This is a genomic window from Oxalicibacterium sp. (assembly GCF_057353965.1).
Window position 1 is genome coordinate 199,935 of record NZ_JBMQZD010000007.1, and the last position, 17,035, is coordinate 216,969.

The following is a 17,035-nucleotide window of genomic DNA, read 5'->3' on the forward strand; positions in this document are numbered from 1 at the left end:
GAGAAATCGGATTGTTTCGTTGCACGGCACTCATTCCAGTTCAGCCAACAGCGAAGCACATGCGGTCAGGTTTACCGCCTGCATGCTCTTGGCAAGAATGCGCATCGTCTCCGGCCTGGCCGACGCATCTGCCCATTCTTTCCATGCCACGGCGCGTCCCGACGGAAACACGATCTCGCCGTCCAGCGGCAAATGTTTCGCATGAACCTGCAGCAACTGCAATCCTTGTTGAAGATGGCTGCGCCCGCGCGGATAAAACAGCAGATCGATATCCGACGACGTCGTCAGATAGGAGAGCTTCGTCATCGACTGCATGGCAGCCGAGCCGTAAACATGAAAGGCCAGTTGAGCCCGCGCTGCCGCCTCGGAAAAATCCGCAAGCGGCTTCTGCCATTGTGACGGCAGTGTCGACCTTGCTTCGTCGATTGCAAGCGGCATGGCATGCCGTGCGATGTCGGCAACATTCACGATGAAGCCGATACGCAATTTGTTGCCGGTCTCATCTGGCGGCAACGGCAGACCGAGGCAAAGCGTACCGGCTTGCTGCGCGCCTTCATTCCTGCGCACGATGACGGGCCAATCGTTTTTTTCCCACTGCGCAAAAACACCGGCATGGGCAGGAAGTTGCGCACGTGCCGCTTCCCAACCCGCCTTGTTCAGCCAGATTCTGTCATGCCGATCGAACATCGTCCGCTGCCACCACTGCCTGCGCCACCGGCAACGCCAGCTTGCGGCCGCCGCGCTCCAGACCGCGCGCGCTGCGCTGATCCGCCTTGTCATCCTGCCGCAAGGCCTGCATCAGGCACGATGCGAGATCGCCTTCCCAGATCGCTTCCACGCCGCCCATGTTCAGGTAGTTGACCGCGCCCGGTGCAAAAACGGGGTTGCTCTTGGCCAGTTCGACCAGCTTCTCTTCCGGTACCTTGGTAATGCGCGCCATTGCCGGCAATCCCATCACGCGAATTTCCGCCTCGGGCAAGGCGTAGCAGGCATCGGCCATCAATCCGCTGGTGATGAAACCACCCGACAATGCCTGATCGTAAACCAACCCGATCACCGGATGGCCGCGCCGCCGCGCCACATCGATGCATTTGCCCAGATGCGCCATGTAATGATTGATGCCCAGCATTTCGTCGCGATGCCGCAACCGCTGGCCTTGCGTATCGATCAGGATCACCAGCGGCCGGCCGGGATGATCGCGCATCGTCTGCAGGATGGCGGCGGCCTGCGCCAGCGCGATCTCCACGCCGATAGGCGTATGTCCCGTGGTGCCGATCACCGTCACCGTCTGTTCACCGATGGTGCCGCTACCGCTCAGAAAATGATCGTGTTCGACGATATCGTGCCCTTGCGGGAAAAGCTGTGCTGCCAGCGCCTGCCATTCCATCATCGTTCTCCTGCGCGCAGCGCTTGCGTTTGCTGCATGAATGCCGATGCCTCCAGCATCGGCAGACGCTCCGGATCGATCACACCTAGTGCCGACCAGATATCCATCGGTTCGGTCAATTCGCCGAATGTCGCCAGTCGACGCTCGAGCATCGCATGCTCGCGCTGCAGCGCTTCCAGCGTCACTTCCGATGGCGCCTGTTTGCATCGGGCCAACGCTTCGATTGCCGCACGGCGGAAAGCGGCGATGTCATCCGGTACGATCACATCGCAGTCGCCCAGCAGATAGCGATGCTTGCCGCCGGACGTGCGCCAGACCAGCGCGCGATCGCTGGCGTCGAACTCCTCGACGCCGTATGTCGTTTCGATCACCTCCGGTCCCGACATCGCCAGCCTGCCTTCTTCCGACATCACGATCGCATTGGCGCAGCAAGCGACGATACCCATGCCGCCGAAGCAGCCGTTGGCACCGCCGATCAGCACGATGACGGGAATGTTCGCAGCACGTGCATCCAGCACGGCGCGCATCACTTCGGAAACGGCGATCAATCCTGCATTCGCTTCATGCAAACGCACGCCGCCCGTTTCCAGCATCAGGATCACACCATCGGCACGATCGGCAATTGCACGCTTGAGCAGGCCGACCAGCTTGGCGCCATGCACCTCGCCGACGGCTCCGCCCATGAAACCGCCTTCCTGCGATGCCGCCATCACCTTGCTGCCGTCGAGCACGCCGCTGCCGATCGTCACGCCGTCGTCGAACGAGCACGGCGTATCGAGCTGGGCCAGATGCGGACTGACGATACGTTGCGCCGGCGGCAGAAATTCCGTGAACGATCCGGCATCGAGCAATTGATGAATACGCTGGCGCGCGTTCGCTTCGAGATAACTGTTCATGAAGCCGCTCCCTGCAACGATTCGACCGCCTGATCCAGGCGCAGGCTGACGACGGCCGGCGTCGCACCGACGTCGTTGATCGCAATGCGCACGTTCGCCAGCGACCAGCGCGCGTGGAAATCCGACACCACGGCTTGCCAGATGGCGCCGAAGCCGACTGCCGCCGTATTCACCTCGACTTCGCAGCCGCCGTTCAGGTCCGTCGATTCGATCAGCACTTCGAGATTGCCCGAACTGACCACGCCGATCAGATGCGCCTGCGGCGCCACGCGCTTGCGGCCGTTTTCAAAACGAAAATGCAGTGTTTCCATATGCGTGCCTCACCAGTTGCGGAAGCGCTTCGGCGGCGCATACAGTCCGCCCGATGCGCGCACCAGGTCCTTCATGTTCTTTGCCGCCAGCAGATCGCGCGTGGCCATGCGCTTGTCGATGCCGAGGTCTTCCGCGCGCACGACGATGCCGCGGTCACGCAGGTTTTCCACCATGCGCTTGTCGCGCGCCATGCCGACCTGCGTGTAGCCCGCCACACCGCGGATCGCCTGTTCGCGCTCTTCATCGGTGCGGCACAGCAACAGGTTGGCAATGCCTTCCTCGGTCAGGATGTGCGTGACATCGTCGCCGTAGATCATCACCGGCGGGATCGCCAGATTCGCCTGTTCCGCCAGTTGCCATGCATCGAGCCGCTCGACAAACGCCGGCTGCATGTGTTCGCGGAAAGTTTCCACCGTCTGCACCACCAGTTTCTGGCCGCGCGGAATGCTGTTCTTGCCGTGACGCGCCTGCTCGCCGGCCTTCAGCCACGCGTTGCTGACATGGCGCCGCCCGCGCGCATCCGAACCCATGTTCGGCGCTCCGCCGAAACCGGAGATGCGTCCCAGCGTCGCCGTCGATGAATTGCCTTGCAAGTCGATCTGCAGCGTCGAGCCGATGAACATGTCGCAGGCATAGAGACCCGCCGTCTGGCACATGGCGCGATTGCTGCGCATCGAACCGTCACGCCCTGTGAAAAAGACATCCGAACGCGCTTCGATGTAACGCTCCATGCCCAGCTCGGAACCGAACGAATGCACCGATTCGACGAAACCGGCCTCGATCGCCGGAATCAACGCAGGATGCGGATTCAGCGCCCAGTGCCGACCGATCTTGCCCTTCAAGCCGAGCGATTCAGCATACGTCGGCAGGATCAGTTCGATCGCCGCCGTATCGAAACCGATGCCATGGTTGATGCGCTCGACGCCGTATTCCGCATAGATGCCCTTGATCGCCATCATCGCCATCAGCACCTGCACTTCGGAAATTTGCGCAGGATCGCGTGTGAACAACGGTTCGATGTAATGCGGCGTCGGCGCCTGCACGACGAAATCGACCCAGCCGGCCGGCACGTCGATGCGTGGCAGCACGTCGACGATTTCATTGACTTGCGCAATCACGATACCGCTCTTGAAGGCGGTCGCTTCCACGATCGGCGGCGTGTCTTCCGTATTGGGGCCGGTATACAAATTACCGTCGCGATCCGCCGCCTGCGCCGCCACCAGCGCGACACGCGGCGTCAGATCGATGAAGTAGCGGCCGAACAGTTCGAGATAGGTATGAATGGCGCCGATATTGATCTTGCCGGCGGCCACCAGCCGCGCCAGTTGCGCTGCTTGCGGACCAGAGAAGGAAAAATCGAGCTTCGATGCAATACCCTTGTCGAACACATCCAGGTGTTCCGGCAAAGCCAGCACCGACTGCAACATGTGCAGATCGTGGATGCGAGCGGGATTGACGCCGCACAACGCGCCGGCCAGAAAATCCGCCTGCTTCTGGTTGTTGCCTTCCAGGCAGACGCGATCGCCCGATTCGATCACGGCTTCGAGCAGCGCGACGATCTTTGCCGGATCGGCGATGCGGCCGGTCACCGCCAGGCCGCGTTCCATCCGCTGGCGGCGGTTATCGGCGAGCGTATTCCATTGTTTCATCACGATCCGACTTTATTGGGGAGATAGGTCACGATTTCCGGGAAGACTGCCAGCAACGCAATGAACGCCATCATGATCAGAATGAACGGAATCACCCCTCTCAGGATTTCGCTATTGCGCGTTTCCGGCGAGATGCCCTTGATGACGAACAGGTTGAGCCCGACCGGCGGCGTGATCAACCCGAGTTCCATATTGATCGTCAGCACGATGCCGAACCAGATCGGATCGAAGCCGTTGGCGATGATGCCCGGCAGGATCATCGGCGTCACCATCAGGATGATCGCCACCGGCGGCAGGAAGCATCCCAGTACCAGCAGCAGCACGTTGACCCAGAACAGATAGGCCCACTTGGACATCTCCAGCGCAGCCATCCATTCAGCGGCGCTTTGCGTGATGCGCAGATAGCTCATCACATACGTAAACAGAAAAGCCATCGCAATGATCATCATGATCATGCATGACTCTTTCGCAGCGCCGAGGAAGATCGCGCGCACATCCATCCAGCGATAGCACTTGTAGACGAGCGCCACCAGCAGCATTGCGCCGAAGGCGCCGATGCCGGCGATCTCGGACGGCGTGCCGAGTCCGCCATACATCGCGTACATGATGACCGCAATCAGGATCACGAACGGCAGCAGACGCGGCAGCACCTCGAAACGCTCGCGCCAGCTGTAGGTTTCCGCCATCGGTGCGATGACCACATCGGTTTCGCCCGCCGCCGCTGCCGCATCGGCGCGACGAATCTGTTTCGATGCGCTGTAGACCACATAGGCAGCGAAGAAGAACGCCAGCAACAAACCGGGAATGATACCGGCCAGGAAAAGTTTGCCGATCGACTGTTCGGTAATCAGCCCATAGATGATCAGCGTGATCGACGGCGGAATCAGGATGCCGAGCGTGCCGCCGGCAGCGATCAGGCCAGTCGACAGCGCATCGGAATAACCGCGCTTGCGCATTTCCGGAATGCCCATGCCGCCGATGGCCGCGCAAGTTGCCGGACTGGAACCGCATAAGGCAGCAAAAACCGTACAGCCGATCACGTTGGCCACACCGAGCGAACCTGGCATCTTGTGCATCCAGCGGTAGGCCGATTCGTAAAGATCGACCGCCGCCCGTGTCTTGCCGATCGCCGCTCCCATGATGATGAATAGCGGAATCGTCAGCAGGGTGAAGTTATCGAGTTCGCCGTACAGCGTTTCTGCCAGCAATTCCAGATTCATTGCGGGCATGAAGAAATACATGAAGCCCAATGCGCTGGCTCCCAGCGCAAACGCGATCGGCATGCCGGAGAACAGCAGGATCAGCGTCACGCCCAGGTACAACAGGCCAATTTCTAGCGTTCCCATCTCAGGCTCCCGTCAGATTCTGCGGCTTTTCGTGCACGTTGCGCACTGCCAGTGTTTCCAGGATCTGCACGATCATCTGCAATCCCGTCGTGGTCAAACCGAACGCCATCAGAAAATAGGGAATCCACAGCGGCGGCGCCCATGTCGAACTGGTCGTCCATCCCTGCTCGTACGCATCCCAGCTGTAATGCCATGCGTTGTGCGCCACCACGAAAACCACGATGGCCGACAACGCATCGCCGATCATCAGGCGAATCCGGTTCCATCTCGGCGACATCACTTCGTCCAGCACCTCGATGCCGACATGACCGCGTTCTGCCTGCGTATACGCCGCCGCCAGAAAGGTGGCCGCAATCAGCAGATAGACGCAAAATTCGATCATCCAGTCGTTGGCAATTTGCACGTAATAGCGCGTGATGACTTCGTATACAAGTGCCACTGTCGCAATCACGATCAACAGCGCAGCAATAATCGCCATCCATCGGTTGAAGCAGCGCAGTCCGCCACCGAGAATCCGGATCAATTTGTTCATAAGGACATTCCTGGAAAAATGCCTGCAACCGAGGTTGCAGGCATTTTCAATCAGACGATTACTTGACGGCTTGCGCCATGTCGAGCAGTTGCTGGCCGTTCTTCACCTTCTCGGCAAAGTTCTTCCATGCGGTCTGCTTGGCCAGTTCACGCCATTTCGCGAAAGCGGCGTCATCCATATCGGATGCCTGTGCGCCGTTCTTTGCATAGACTTCGCCGAGTCGCACGTCGTCCTTCTTCGACTCTTCCATCGCGAATTTTTCCAGATCCGCGCCGACTTCCGTCACGATCTTTTGCTGTGCCGGCGTCAGGCCATCGTAGGTGCTCTTGGCCATCAGCAGCGGCTCGAACATGAACCAGAACGTATTCTTGCGCGCAGTCGTCACGTGCTTCGCCACTTCATACAGGCGGAAGCTCAGCAGCGACGTGCTCGACGTCACGGCTGCATCCAGCACGCCGGTCTGCATCGCGTTGTAGATCTCGGACGAAGGGATGTTGGTGATCGAACCGCCGGCACCTTTCAGCATCAGGTCCATGTCCTTGCTGCCGCCGCGAATCTTGACGCCTTTCACATCGGTCGGCTCGACAATGGCCTTCTCTTTCGATGCCACGCCGCCTGCCTGCCACACCCAGGTAATGATCTTGACGCCTTTGCCTTCCACCACATCGCTCAGCGCCTTGCCGATCGGCGCCGTTTTCCAGCGCAGTCCCTGCTCATAGCTGGTGACCAGTGCCGGCATCAGGCCGAGATTGGTTTCAGGGATCTTGCCGCCCTCGTAGGCGAGCGGCAGCACCGTCATGTCGAGTGCGCCGGTTTGCATCGCAGAGAATTGGCCGGTCGGCTTGACCAGCGACGCGGACGGATAGATCTGGAATTTCAGTTCGCCGTTCGTACGCTTTTCAACCTCCTGTGCGAATTTCACTGCCAGGCGATGACGAAAATCGGCTTCGGGGCCGTCGCCGCCCGGGAATTGATGCGAAATCTTGATGACTTTCGGTGCGGCGAATGCCGCGCTGGAAAACCCGACGGCGAGAGCGCCGGCCAGGACGGAAGATAACGCCGACTTCAGGAAAATCCTTCTCATGTTGTGTCTCCTTATGCAATTCTTGTTTGAAAGATTCCGGCTTGCGGCCTGTCCGCAAGACACGATGCACGCCCGACGAACCCTGCTTCGCTGGCAGGCAAACCGGAAAATCCCGTGGCGGGAAGGCCGGTGAGTCACACCGTTCGCATGCGCAACATAACATCTGCTTTTCTTTTTGTGTATACAAGAATACATTTAACAAATACACAGTCAAGAATTAAATATAATCCGCCCTGCATACTTACTAGCCGGTCGTTTTATTCGCGAAGAAGCTGCTCCACATGAAAAAACGCTCTGAACTGCTACGCGAAGCCATCGAGGAAATGATCGCGGTCGGCAAGCTGGCGCCCGGCCAGCACCTGGACGAAACCGAACTGGCAACGCAGTTCGGCGTTTCGCGCACCCCGATCCGCGAAGCGCTGATCCAGCTCGCGTCGATGGGCATCATCGTCATGCGGCCGCGGCGCGGCGCGATCGTCGCAGAAATCAGCCCGCAGAAGCTGATCGAGATGTTCGAGGTCATGTCGGAAATCGAAGCGATGTGCGCACGGCTTGCGGCTCGCCGCATGTCACCGGCCGATCATGCGGCGCTGCTGGCTGCCCATCATGCCTGCGAAGAAGCGCGCAACGCGCCAGACCCCGACGAATATTTCTATCGCGGCGAGACTTTCCACCAATGCATTTACGCCGGCAGCCACAACGCCTTCCTGATCGAACAGGCGCGCACGCTGCATCGGCGCTTGCGCCCGTACCGCCGGCTGCAACTGCGCGTGCACGGCCGCATCGACAAATCGTTTTCCGAACATGACGCGGTGGTCAAGGCGATCATCGAAGGCCGCAGCGACGCCGCCGGCGAACTGCTGCGCGATCACATCATGATTCAGGGCCACAGGTTTACCGACCTGATCGCGTCGCTATCGCGCATTTCCAATCAAGCCGCCTAGCAATTACATCGGCGGTACCGCAGCATCAACCGCAACAGGAGCGCCGCATGAAGAGCTATCGCATCGGGCAGATCGTCCCGAGCAGCAACACCACGATGGAAACGGAAATTCCCGCCATGCTGCGCGCGCGGGAAGCAATCGCGCCGGAACGCTTCACCTTCCACTCCAGCCGCATGCGCATGAAGCGCGTGACAAAGGAAGAACTGGCCGCCATGGACGGCGACTCGGATCGCTGTGCGCTGGAACTGTCGGACGCACGCGTCGACGTGCTTGGCTACGCTTGCCTGGTTGCCATCATGAGCATGGGGCGCGGCTATCACCGCGTATCGTCGGCACGCCTGCATCAGCGCACTGTAGAGAACAACGGCCCGGCACCTGTGGTGACCAGCGCCGGCGCACTGGTGCACGGGCTCGGCAAGATTGGCGCAAAGAAGATTGCGATCGTGGCGCCTTACATGAAGCCGTTGACGGAACTGGTCGTCGATTACATCGAACACGAGGGATTCGAGGTGCTGGACTGCATTTCGCTCGAAATACCGGACAACCTTGAAGTCGGCGCGCGCGATCCAAACGCATTGATCGAGATCTCGAAACGCCTCAACGTCGCCAACTGCGATGCCGTTGTTCTGTCGGCCTGTGTACAGATGCCTTCGCTGTCATCGATCCAGCCGGTGCAGGACAGGATTGGTCTGCCGGTCGTTTCGGCTGCTGTCTGCACGACCTACCAGATGCTGGAAGAGCTCGGGCTGCAAACCGTCGCGCCCAATGCCGGCGCACTGTTGTCCGGCAAATATTGATCGACGCGACGCCTTCGCATCAGTCAATGACCGGCGGCATCGACACGATCCAAGCTCGCCGTCAAACGGCATACATAAGTCTATGTATGATGCATGCCAACATCTGCCACGCATGACGTAATGCAGCCAGTCCTTCTGATCGTCGTCGCCCAACTGTTCGGCACTTCGCTATGGTTTTCCGCCAATGGCGCGGCCGGCGACCTGATGCGCGCATGGCATTTGACCACTGCCGACATCGGCTTGCTGACCAATGCCGTCCAGCTCGGCTTCATCATCGGCACACTGACGTTTTCGCTTTCCGGGTTGGCCGACCGCTTTGCGGCAAGCCGCATCTTCTCTGCTTGCGCCGTATCGGGTGCGGTATTGAATGCGATGTTTGCCTTCGGTGCGCACGACTTGCAAGCAGGGCTGCCATTGCGATTCGCCATCGGCTTTTGCCTGGCAGGCATCTATCCGCTGAGCATGAAGCTGATCGTCAGCTGGGTGCCGGATAAAGCAGGCAATGCGCTGTCGCAACTGATCGGTATGCAAACGATCGGCGTAGCCCTACCTTATGGCGTGCGTGCCGTCGGCGCAAGCTGGCCATGGCAGCCGAGCATGCTGGTTTCTTCCGTCCTGGCATTGATTGCGGCAGCGATGATCTGGCGGTTGGGCGATGGCCCGCATCTCGTACGGACTGCAGGGGCGTCGCTCGACATACGCCGCCTGCTATCGATTTTTGCGATTCCGAATTTCCGTGCTGCCGCGCTCGGATATTTCGGCCATATGTGGGAACTGTATGCGTTCTGGACCTTGGTACCGACGTTCATTGTCGTATCCGCAATCGCCTCGCACTCCGACGCAGCCCTATCCGGTTGGTCCTTCATCGTGACGGCAGCGGGCGCCATCGGATGCATGGTCGGCGGATTGTGGAGCAGGCGTATCGGCAGCGCACGCGTCGCCGCGGCCGCACTTGTCACATCTGCATTGTGTTGCGCACTCTTTCCTTTGAGCGGCACGTGGGGAATTGCAGCAAAAATTGCTTTACTGCTGGTCTGGGGAATTAGCGTCGTTGCTGATTCGCCGCATTTCTCCGCGCTGTCAGCTAAAGCCTGCCCGCCTGAGATGGTCGGCAGCGCGCTGGCATTCCAGAACGCAATCGGCTTTGCGATCACGATGGTATCGATTCAGATTGGAGTCGGCACAGTCGAAAATTGGGGCAGCACTGTAGCCTGGCTGTTGCTGCCAGGGCCGCTGCTCGGCCTGATAGGATTGCGGCGCCTGATCAAGGCAGGCGCCTGACCACAGGCATGCGGCCGAATTTGCAACAAGAATGGCATTGATCTGGCGATCAATTCTCGTACGGTGTCCGGCTAAACAGCGCCAGGCAATCATCGGCTGCCGTGATACACACCCGCATCCACTTCGCCATACACCTGCACGCCGGAAGCGCCTGAATTTGTATCCTGCGGATAGCTGGCGTACCCGCTGCTGCAACCTTCCAGTACGAGCAATACCGAAGCCAGCACACATACCGCGCCAAGAAGTCTTTTGACCTTTTTCATGGCTGACCTTTCGTCATAACGGCAGGACGCCGTCGCCTCCATCATCGCACGAAATTCCTTTGTTGACGTGAAATCTCGCTTATCCTGATACGCTCCTTTTAACGACAATTATTTTCATGCACGCAACACTGCAAGACTGGCAAGTTCGACTGGCTGCAGTTGCTGGTGCCAACGGGTCAGGAAGACGGCGCACACGATCTTAACCATCTTGATCGTGTTTGGAAAACCGCGCAAACCCTGCTCGCCGAACACCCCGAAGCCGATGCTGCTATCGTACAAGCTGCGTGCTATCTACATGACTTGGTCAATCTGTCGAAAAACCATCCCGAACGTGCCGATGCATCACGCCTGGCTGCCCAGCTAGCACATGAACAGCTTGCCGCCGCCGGCTTCCCTGCCGACAAACTGCCCCGCGTCGTCCATGCCATCGAAGCGCACAGCTTTTCCGCCGCCATCACGCCAACTACCATTGAAGCCAAGATCGTGCAAGACGCCGACCGGCTCGACGCATTAGGCGCAGTCGGCCTCGCACGGTTGTTTTACACGGCAGGAAGAATGCAATCCGCGCTCGCCCATCCGACCGATCCAGCTGGAACCGAACGCCCGCTGGACGACCATGCCTACGCACTGGATCACATTGAAGTCAAACTCGCGACCTTGCCCGCCACGATGCAGACGGTAGCAGGCCGCACATTAGGAGAAGAAGGCCCCACAACCCAGTCGGCTTCTCAGTCGCAACAACAATCGCCCTCTCGGACTACATAATGGCTTGTTTTGATTTCACCAAATGAATGAAATCCTTGAGCGTAAACAGCCATTCCCGCTGTTTTGAAGTAAACGTGGAATGGTAGCTTCGTGGAACGACCAATTGGAGGCTATGAGCCATCATCTGTGCAGTTTGGTTCTCCGAAATACCAGCTTCTAAGGTGCACAAATGTTTATTTTGGATTTGAGCAGCTTCTGCAAGAACTTGGCGCCATCGATCTTTACACGACGTTTTAACGCCAAGCATTACCAGACGGTCGTGAGCAAAGTTCTGATCATGATATTCCCGAGCGCCGGGAAACAGAAAATCGGGCTTTTGCTTATTTTCAGTTATCCCTTGTGTATCAAATCGCAGACCGAATGCTTTGAATATTGGCGTCAAATGATTTTGTAGAGCACTTCCGGCACGTGACTTTCTTCGATTCTGAACACTAAGGGAAAGATCAAGAAAGTCCTTTACGTTGGGAAAACCGGCTGCAATTTTTGAACTGAGAAAATGCTCTTCTAATGTTCTAAAGAGAATGAATTCTTTTTCGTACCACGCGAGTAAAACTGCATCAGGGTCATCCTGAGGATTGAGATTTAAACCATCGCGCACAAATTTCGAAAGAACTGCAGTTTCAGGAAATTTTCCTTCAAACTGCCTGAGCATCTGCTCTAAATAGTTTTCATCCGTTTCTGCTGCTTCGATACCGACCTGTTCGAGAATCAGTCGACTTACGAAGTCAAGCTTCACCTGATCGTTCTCAATTTCGCCTTTCACCGAAAAGCCCGGATGAGTTAGATCACTTTCCCCCATCAGCCACATCAGCTGGTTTTCTATCGTTGATTCAGCTTCTGCCACAATCACAATTAATGAGTCGTCTGGCTTTCTTGCGATAAGTAGCAGGTCTCCTTCATTCGCGTTATCGGAAACTGCCGTCGAAGGAAAGTACAGACGATTTTCCGAACGTGTAGGATGGTTCTCCCTTGCGTCATACCATGTCACAAAGCCCTCTGCTTCGATCGGCTCAGGGTCATCATCATTGAGATAAAAAAAAGTGGCATTAAAACTGCGTCTCGGGATTGCCGGCCCCAACACCGAGGCCAGTTTACTTACGCCATTAAATTCGTGTTGATGAGAGATCTCCTGGTGGACCTCCACTGCAGAAAGACGTTTAACCGCCACTCCTTTGAAGTATTGTGACAGATAGCCTTGTTTCATTTCCCCCCCTTGGTCTTTGGCTCTGTTTCAAATTGTTTTTCTTTACCCAGTAGCCAACAATGAATTATGTCCGCTAGCTCGGCCAAAGCCGCGGGTTTCATATTACGAACAGAGCATTCCCAGACAGTACAGACACGCCAACCAGTCTTTAGCAGTTCGTCCTTGACGAACCTATCACGAGCACGATTTTTCCCGAACTTCAGATCCCAGAATTCGATATTGCTTGAAGGACGCTTAAACAGATAGCATTCGTCGCCATGCGCATGCCAGAAGCATCCGTGAACAAAAATGACGGCTTTGAAACGAGGAAAGACCAGATCCGGCTTGCCGGGCAGGTCTTTGCTATGAAGTCTGTAACGGAGGCCTTTAGCGAAGAGAAGCTTTCTAAGAGTCATTTCAGGAGCGGTGTTACCTCCCCTTATTTTTGACATCATGACGCTCCGGGCAGCAGGAGTAACAATATCTGCCATAAGCGTTCGTATTAGAACAGACGTGGATTTGCTGCGTCTTTTTCTAGTTCTTTCATCTCCATGATGAATGGCTTCATAAAGCCTGCCACGTGCGTTATCAGCGGCACTACTACAGAGTTACCGAATTGCTTATAAGCTCGAGTATCAGAGACCGGAATCTTGAAATCGTCCCCATAGCCCATCAGACGGGCGCATTCACGCGGCGTCAGTCGGCGCGGATTTTTGCCTTTGCCGCGACTTACAAGTATTTCCGAACCGTCTTTGTAATATCGCGCTGAAAGTGTTCTCGCCGTGTCGTTTTTTGTAACGAGGCCAAAACCAAAACCATTACCAGCCAAGCGATGCTTTTCTGCATAGGCCTGCAAATACTTCCAGAGGTTATCCGTCAGCACATATTTTTTCTGCACTTTGCCTTTGGCATCTATGCACCGGCCGTCATCGATATCCACTTCGGTTCCGTCTTCAGGATGAAGAATAGAGGAGAGTTTTGGACCTGATTCAATATTCGGCAGATTCAGATTTTTCCATTCATCGCCAAGCGCCTCCTTAAAGCCAATATCCTTGCGGAATCCGATGATCAGAATACGTTCACGATGCTGCGGAACGAACCGCTTACCATCAATGACTTTATAGGTCAGGTCATAGCCTAGTTGGTCCTGCAGTACGCCTCGAATTACACGAAAAGTATTACCTTTATCATGACTGAGAAGATTTTTAACGTTCTCGAGAAGGAAAGCTTTTGGCCGTTTTACCTCAATAATTCGCTGCACATCAAAGAACAACGTTCCTTGTGTTGTACATTCAAAACCGTGCGGCAACCCAAGTGAATTTTTTTTTGAGACACCAGCAAGCGAAAATGGCTGGCATGGAAAGCCTGCTAACAGAACATCATGATCCGGAATTTGATTCTTCGGATCGTCAATAGCAGTGATGTCGCCGAATATTTCATGATCATCGTTGGGGAAGTTTGCTTTATAAGTTTTCTGAGAGTAGCTATCCCACTCACTTGTGAACACGCACTTTCCACCTTGCTCATCAAAACCCTTTCGTATGCCACCTATTCCTGCGAAAAGGTCTATAAAAGTGAAGTCATGCGCATCTGACGCAGAAGTTCTAGAAAGAATGTTTCGTAAGACCTGCAAGGCATTTGCATCTACAGGAGTATCACCACTCTCCCATCTAGCGATTGTTCTTGGTACTTTGTTCAGAAGAGCAGCCAATTCCTTTTGCGTATAGAGTTTTTTCGCTTCTAATAAAAGAATTCTTGCGTCTGGGATCGGATTGTTCATAACGCCCTCTGGGAATAATAGAAGACATTGTGTCATCTCTTATTCCCAGCGTCAACGATTTACTGTATGAATATACAGTCCAGTTCGTCTAAACTCTTCGCTTGTTTGCTGCATCTGCAGTAATGGCTTTGAGTTCTGCGTAACTGATAGGCGAAAGCTCGCCCATTGAACCTGTCAACAAAGCTTCTGCAAGTTTTTGACGCCCACTGTCGCCTAATGCCAATCCGCGATGTAACAGACACATTTGATCCCACCGAATTTGCACTTGAGACCTGTAACCGTGACGTTGGCCGGAATCCGCACCAGTCGTGTGAAGTGTGCCGTCATAAAAAGCGTTATCGTCAAGATTGATTATCAACCATGCCCAATATTCGTTAAGTGACGGGCTAATCCAACTTAACGGCGACTGTTCTTTTTCCCATCTCGGCCCGACTAGGATGATGTGCTGCATGTGGATGTTCATCGTCGCCATTGTCTGCATGGTATTTAGGTGAGGATAACGATCAATCCCAAAAACCTTACTACGGCCGGTAGCAGGAAATTTTCTTTTAAATTCAATATATGTCAGGCGCCCCTCTGATGTGAGAACGATGGCATCCAAGTCTGTTCCATCACGACCTAAGTAACGCCGAAGCATACAGTTCATGAATCGACGTTGAATGGAAAGGGCTGTAAGTGTTTTAGCTAGCTTTGGCTTTTTTAGCCACTGAAAAGCTAAGGCTGCGGCATCACGGTTTACGGAATCCATGTTCCGTACTTCACCATTAGTGATACCAGATAGCCCAGAAAGCACTGCGGAAAGCTGCGTTGCGGAAGTCCATTTTCCGTTTTGCCGTTCGGAGGCCAGAAGCAATGCGCCAGTACGCCTCACCTTAAAACAGCGAGCCGGTGACTTGCCATAGCGATCGTACCGGAATGCTTCTAATCTTGTTGCCAGCTCTTCATCGCATCGATTCCATGGGGTCGCTTCGTCTTCAATCCGAAACCAAAACGCCGGCGCACCGAATCTGTCATATCCGATATGCCAACCGAATGAAAAGAAAAGAAACTCCGTTGACTCACCAACAGCCTCTAGATGTTCGCGGAATAGCTGTTCGAATATGAACGCATCTATTCGCTTCGAACCCTCAACGGACAACTGGCGAAAAATGTCGTCTTGATTGTCGTGAGAGATAGTGCCAGCGTCAAATGAATCGCAAATTTCTTTCATACAATTACTGCAAATTTTTTTGTGTGATCCCGAAGTAAGGAACAGCTAAATAATTAGACCGTCTTTACTTTGTAAGAAATTGCGCGGTCCATTCAGACGGAGTAATCATTTTCGCGGATTTCGGATTCGCCAATAAATCTATGGCATCTTCCAAATTTTCTACCTTGAAGAAGGGGCGAATAGGCGTCACGCCGTATTCTTGGCGCCAGTAATACGAGTGATGAGTGTACAGATACAAGATGCAGTTGGCATTTGCAGCTAGAGCAGGATTGATATCCGACCGAATCGAGTCACCAATTACCCAGGTTTTTGGTGGTGTATATCCCGCAGTCCGAATTACACGCTCAAAATCTGACGCTTCTTTCTTTGCGACGATTAGTGTGTCATCGAAATAGTCAGCAATTTCAGCGTATACGATCTTCTTTGTCTGCAGGAAGTCAACACCCCTAGTCATCAGAATTAGCTTGAATCTTTCTTTTGTCCATTCAAGGAGTTTTCGTGCACCGTCGATTAATTCTGGTAGCTCGTTTAGCACGATGTCGCCACATTCATGAATGGTTTGTTCGAGCGACTGACTTCTTTCCAGACGGCCATTGTTTACGAGATGTGAATAAACCTCTAGCATCGTATAGCCGTACCGCTCGGGGGCAAAACCAAACTTTCCTAGACTTTTTGCATCCGTATCTTCAAATAACTCACGCATATCATCTGGATGAAGACCGTACTTACTAAGTGCTTCAATAAAGCTTTCCCTTGCTGTCCAATACACATGACTAGTGTCAACTAACGTGTCATCGAGATCGAAAATAATAAGCTGATCATGGGGCATTAGTTCTTCCGTCTTTCTTTGAGGCGCCGGCTTTCTTGGCCGGTGCAGGCTGTTGTAGATGGCTCAGTTCGGCATTAGTTTTGGATGTCAGACTGGGGAATACCGCAATAACGGCGAATATGGCGGCTATAACAGCAGCGATCATTCCAACAACTGATGAAATCATCACGACCCATGATAACCAGTGGCTACGGATAAGCCCATTGATGTCCTTTTCCGATATAGACAATAGCTGAGCCAACGATCCAATTGATTTTTCGACGACCTTCTTGTTTGTACTTCTTTCGAAGTCTGGCCTATTTAAGAGTGAGTTGGGAGCTTTGTAAGTAGGATCGCAAGTCCTACCTAAACAGTCGAACACCACGGTAAAAATTTTTTCTCCCAACTGCAATGGCAGGGGCACCTTCCTGAGGTTTAAAGCCACGATGGTTAATGGCCCGCTGTATCCAGGGTCAACATGGCCCGGATTCAACACCAACAGTCCTTCCGAACTCTGACTATTCATTGCGTATGCTGTCGCGGCGATATTGTGAGGAAGATGCAGCTCTTCCAATGTCAACATGGTGACTACTTCACCAGGTGCAATAATTATCGGCTCCGCAGACTTCTTATGCGCTTCATTGATGATATGACCATTTCTGAAAATCGTTCCAATGACCATGTCATAACTTGCTGGCTCGAGTCTACTTAGATCGTAATTTTTTATAATTTGGTTATCAATTATTAATTGCTTAATGTCTACATTTGTAAGCATTTGTTGTCTCCCTGGAACATCGC

Annotated in this window: 18 protein-coding genes and 1 pseudogene; 4 read left to right on the forward strand and 15 right to left on the reverse strand. The window is 54.6% G+C overall.

The annotated features are described in order from the left end of the window. Window positions 1-30: 30 nt before the first annotated feature. Genes mdcG through dctP form a run of 8 tightly spaced genes read right to left on the reverse strand, consistent with a single transcriptional unit; the run spans window position 31 to window position 7,206 of the window. On the reverse strand, window positions 31-687 hold the full coding sequence (gene mdcG, locus ACO1VH_RS12690; RefSeq protein WP_486244842.1) for a malonate decarboxylase holo-[acyl-carrier-protein] synthase: 657 nt from the start codon (window positions 685-687) through the stop codon (window positions 31-33). Continuing rightward, entirely contained in the window at window positions 671-1,387 is a 717-nt protein-coding gene (gene mdcE, locus ACO1VH_RS12695; RefSeq protein WP_486245143.1) for a biotin-independent malonate decarboxylase subunit gamma, read from the reverse strand. The genes mdcG and mdcE overlap by 17 nt, the downstream gene beginning before the upstream one ends. Continuing rightward, entirely contained in the window at window positions 1,387-2,283 is an 897-nt protein-coding gene (locus ACO1VH_RS12700) for a biotin-independent malonate decarboxylase subunit beta (RefSeq protein WP_486244843.1), read from the reverse strand. The genes mdcE and ACO1VH_RS12700 overlap by 1 nt, the downstream gene beginning before the upstream one ends. Continuing rightward, window positions 2,280-2,594 carry a malonate decarboxylase acyl carrier protein gene (gene mdcC, locus ACO1VH_RS12705; RefSeq protein ID WP_486244844.1) on the reverse strand — a complete coding sequence of 105 codons (315 nt, stop codon included), beginning with the start codon at window positions 2,592-2,594 and terminating at the stop codon, window positions 2,280-2,282. Before mdcC ends, ACO1VH_RS12700 begins: the two co-directional genes overlap by 4 nt. A 9-nt stretch (window positions 2,595-2,603) precedes the next feature. Continuing rightward, entirely contained in the window at window positions 2,604-4,244 is a 1,641-nt protein-coding gene (gene mdcA, locus ACO1VH_RS12710) for a malonate decarboxylase subunit alpha (RefSeq protein ID WP_486244845.1), read from the reverse strand. Next, window positions 4,244-5,590, reverse strand: coding sequence for a TRAP transporter large permease (locus ACO1VH_RS12715; RefSeq protein WP_486244846.1), 1,347 nt, complete (start codon window positions 5,588-5,590; stop codon window positions 4,244-4,246). The genes mdcA and ACO1VH_RS12715 overlap by 1 nt, the downstream gene beginning before the upstream one ends. A 1-nt stretch (window position 5,591) precedes the next feature. Continuing rightward, the gene (locus ACO1VH_RS12720; protein ID WP_486244847.1) at window positions 5,592-6,122 is read right to left on the reverse strand and encodes a TRAP transporter small permease subunit; all 531 of its coding nucleotides are present in this window, start codon (window positions 6,120-6,122) and stop codon (window positions 5,592-5,594) included. Between the two features lie 58 nt (window positions 6,123-6,180). Further along, window positions 6,181-7,206 (reverse strand): TRAP transporter substrate-binding protein DctP, encoded by a 1,026-nt coding sequence (gene dctP, locus ACO1VH_RS12725; RefSeq protein ID WP_486244848.1) that lies wholly within the window; start codon window positions 7,204-7,206, stop codon window positions 6,181-6,183. Between the two features lie 281 nt (window positions 7,207-7,487). On the opposite strand from dctP, the gene ACO1VH_RS12730 reads away from it, so the two are divergent. The 3 genes from ACO1VH_RS12730 (at window position 7,488) to ACO1VH_RS12740 (ending at window position 10,228) form a co-directional block, all read left to right on the forward strand. Beyond that, on the forward strand, window positions 7,488-8,150 hold the full coding sequence (locus ACO1VH_RS12730) for a GntR family transcriptional regulator (RefSeq protein ID WP_486244849.1): 663 nt from the start codon (window positions 7,488-7,490) through the stop codon (window positions 8,148-8,150). Between the two features lie 47 nt (window positions 8,151-8,197). Then, the gene (locus ACO1VH_RS12735; protein WP_486244850.1) at window positions 8,198-8,947 is read left to right on the forward strand and encodes a maleate cis-trans isomerase family protein; all 750 of its coding nucleotides are present in this window, start codon (window positions 8,198-8,200) and stop codon (window positions 8,945-8,947) included. Between the two features lie 120 nt (window positions 8,948-9,067). Beyond that, the gene (locus ACO1VH_RS12740; RefSeq protein WP_486244851.1) at window positions 9,068-10,228 is read left to right on the forward strand and encodes an MFS transporter; all 1,161 of its coding nucleotides are present in this window, start codon (window positions 9,068-9,070) and stop codon (window positions 10,226-10,228) included. An 89-nt stretch (window positions 10,229-10,317) separates the two neighbouring features. Here the strand turns inward: ACO1VH_RS12740 and ACO1VH_RS12745 are convergent, their stop codons facing one another. After that, window positions 10,318-10,491, reverse strand: coding sequence for a hypothetical protein (locus tag ACO1VH_RS12745; RefSeq protein WP_486244852.1), 174 nt, complete (start codon window positions 10,489-10,491; stop codon window positions 10,318-10,320). A 116-nt stretch (window positions 10,492-10,607) separates the two neighbouring features. Between ACO1VH_RS12745 and ACO1VH_RS12750 the strand changes: the two are divergent. Next, window positions 10,608-11,256 (forward strand): annotated as a pseudogene (locus ACO1VH_RS12750) (HD domain-containing protein). Here the strand turns inward: ACO1VH_RS12750 and ACO1VH_RS12755 are convergent. The 6 genes from ACO1VH_RS12755 to ACO1VH_RS12780 all read right to left on the reverse strand — a co-directional run bounded on the left by ACO1VH_RS12755 (window position 11,249) and on the right by ACO1VH_RS12780 (window position 17,012). Beyond that, window positions 11,249-12,460: a type II restriction endonuclease gene (locus ACO1VH_RS12755; RefSeq protein WP_486244853.1), complete on the reverse strand. Its 1,212-nt coding sequence runs from the start codon at window positions 12,458-12,460 to the stop codon at window positions 11,249-11,251. The pseudogene ACO1VH_RS12750 and the gene ACO1VH_RS12755 sit on opposite strands and share 8 nt — an antisense overlap. Continuing rightward, entirely contained in the window at window positions 12,457-12,930 is a 474-nt protein-coding gene (locus tag ACO1VH_RS12760; RefSeq protein WP_486244854.1) for a very short patch repair endonuclease, read from the reverse strand. Before ACO1VH_RS12760 ends, ACO1VH_RS12755 begins: the two co-directional genes overlap by 4 nt. Before the next feature lie 11 nt (window positions 12,931-12,941). Further along, window positions 12,942-14,219: a DNA (cytosine-5-)-methyltransferase gene (gene dcm, locus ACO1VH_RS12765; protein WP_486244855.1), complete on the reverse strand. Its 1,278-nt coding sequence runs from the start codon at window positions 14,217-14,219 to the stop codon at window positions 12,942-12,944. Between the two features lie 88 nt (window positions 14,220-14,307). After that, on the reverse strand, window positions 14,308-15,429 hold the full coding sequence (locus ACO1VH_RS12770; RefSeq protein WP_486244856.1) for a hypothetical protein: 1,122 nt from the start codon (window positions 15,427-15,429) through the stop codon (window positions 14,308-14,310). 64 nt (window positions 15,430-15,493) lie between these two features. Next, complete coding sequence (locus ACO1VH_RS12775; protein ID WP_486244857.1) at window positions 15,494-16,258, reverse strand: HAD family hydrolase; 765 nt, start codon at window positions 16,256-16,258, stop codon at window positions 15,494-15,496. Next, a complete protein-coding gene (locus tag ACO1VH_RS12780) occupies window positions 16,248-17,012 on the reverse strand; it encodes a dCTP deaminase (protein ID WP_486244858.1) in 765 nt (254 codons plus the stop codon). Before ACO1VH_RS12780 ends, ACO1VH_RS12775 begins: the two co-directional genes overlap by 11 nt. Window positions 17,013-17,035: the final 23 nt, after the last annotated feature.

What these genes read in the sequence shown, in the direction of transcription:
- ACO1VH_RS12760 (WP_486244854.1), bottom strand. Translation starts at nt 12,930, where the DNA reads ATGGCAGATATTGTTACTCCTGCTGCCCGGAGCGTCATGATGTCAAAA.
- ACO1VH_RS12755 (WP_486244853.1), bottom strand. Translation starts at nt 12,460, where the DNA reads ATGAAACAAGGCTATCTGTCACAATACTTCAAAGGAGTGGCGGTTAAA.
- mdcG (WP_486244842.1), bottom strand. Translation starts at nt 687, where the DNA reads ATGTTCGATCGGCATGACAGAATCTGGCTGAACAAGGCGGGTTGGGAA.
- ACO1VH_RS12730 (WP_486244849.1), top strand. Translation starts at nt 7,488, where the DNA reads ATGAAAAAACGCTCTGAACTGCTACGCGAAGCCATCGAGGAAATGATC.
- ACO1VH_RS12775 (WP_486244857.1), bottom strand. Translation starts at nt 16,258, where the DNA reads ATGCCCCATGATCAGCTTATTATTTTCGATCTCGATGACACGTTAGTT.
- ACO1VH_RS12735 (WP_486244850.1), top strand. Translation starts at nt 8,198, where the DNA reads ATGAAGAGCTATCGCATCGGGCAGATCGTCCCGAGCAGCAACACCACG.
- mdcA (WP_486244845.1), bottom strand. Translation starts at nt 4,244, where the DNA reads ATGAAACAATGGAATACGCTCGCCGATAACCGCCGCCAGCGGATGGAA.
- mdcE (WP_486245143.1), bottom strand. Translation starts at nt 1,387, where the DNA reads ATGGAATGGCAGGCGCTGGCAGCACAGCTTTTCCCGCAAGGGCACGAT.
- dctP (WP_486244848.1), bottom strand. Translation starts at nt 7,206, where the DNA reads ATGAGAAGGATTTTCCTGAAGTCGGCGTTATCTTCCGTCCTGGCCGGC.
- dcm (WP_486244855.1), bottom strand. Translation starts at nt 14,219, where the DNA reads ATGAACAATCCGATCCCAGACGCAAGAATTCTTTTATTAGAAGCGAAA.
- ACO1VH_RS12740 (WP_486244851.1), top strand. Translation starts at nt 9,068, where the DNA reads ATGCAGCCAGTCCTTCTGATCGTCGTCGCCCAACTGTTCGGCACTTCG.
- ACO1VH_RS12720 (WP_486244847.1), bottom strand. Translation starts at nt 6,122, where the DNA reads ATGAACAAATTGATCCGGATTCTCGGTGGCGGACTGCGCTGCTTCAAC.
- ACO1VH_RS12745 (WP_486244852.1), bottom strand. Translation starts at nt 10,491, where the DNA reads ATGAAAAAGGTCAAAAGACTTCTTGGCGCGGTATGTGTGCTGGCTTCG.
- ACO1VH_RS12780 (WP_486244858.1), bottom strand. Translation starts at nt 17,012, where the DNA reads ATGCTTACAAATGTAGACATTAAGCAATTAATAATTGATAACCAAATT.
- mdcC (WP_486244844.1), bottom strand. Translation starts at nt 2,594, where the DNA reads ATGGAAACACTGCATTTTCGTTTTGAAAACGGCCGCAAGCGCGTGGCG.
- ACO1VH_RS12700 (WP_486244843.1), bottom strand. Translation starts at nt 2,283, where the DNA reads ATGAACAGTTATCTCGAAGCGAACGCGCGCCAGCGTATTCATCAATTG.
- ACO1VH_RS12715 (WP_486244846.1), bottom strand. Translation starts at nt 5,590, where the DNA reads ATGGGAACGCTAGAAATTGGCCTGTTGTACCTGGGCGTGACGCTGATC.
- ACO1VH_RS12770 (WP_486244856.1), bottom strand. Translation starts at nt 15,429, where the DNA reads ATGAAAGAAATTTGCGATTCATTTGACGCTGGCACTATCTCTCACGAC.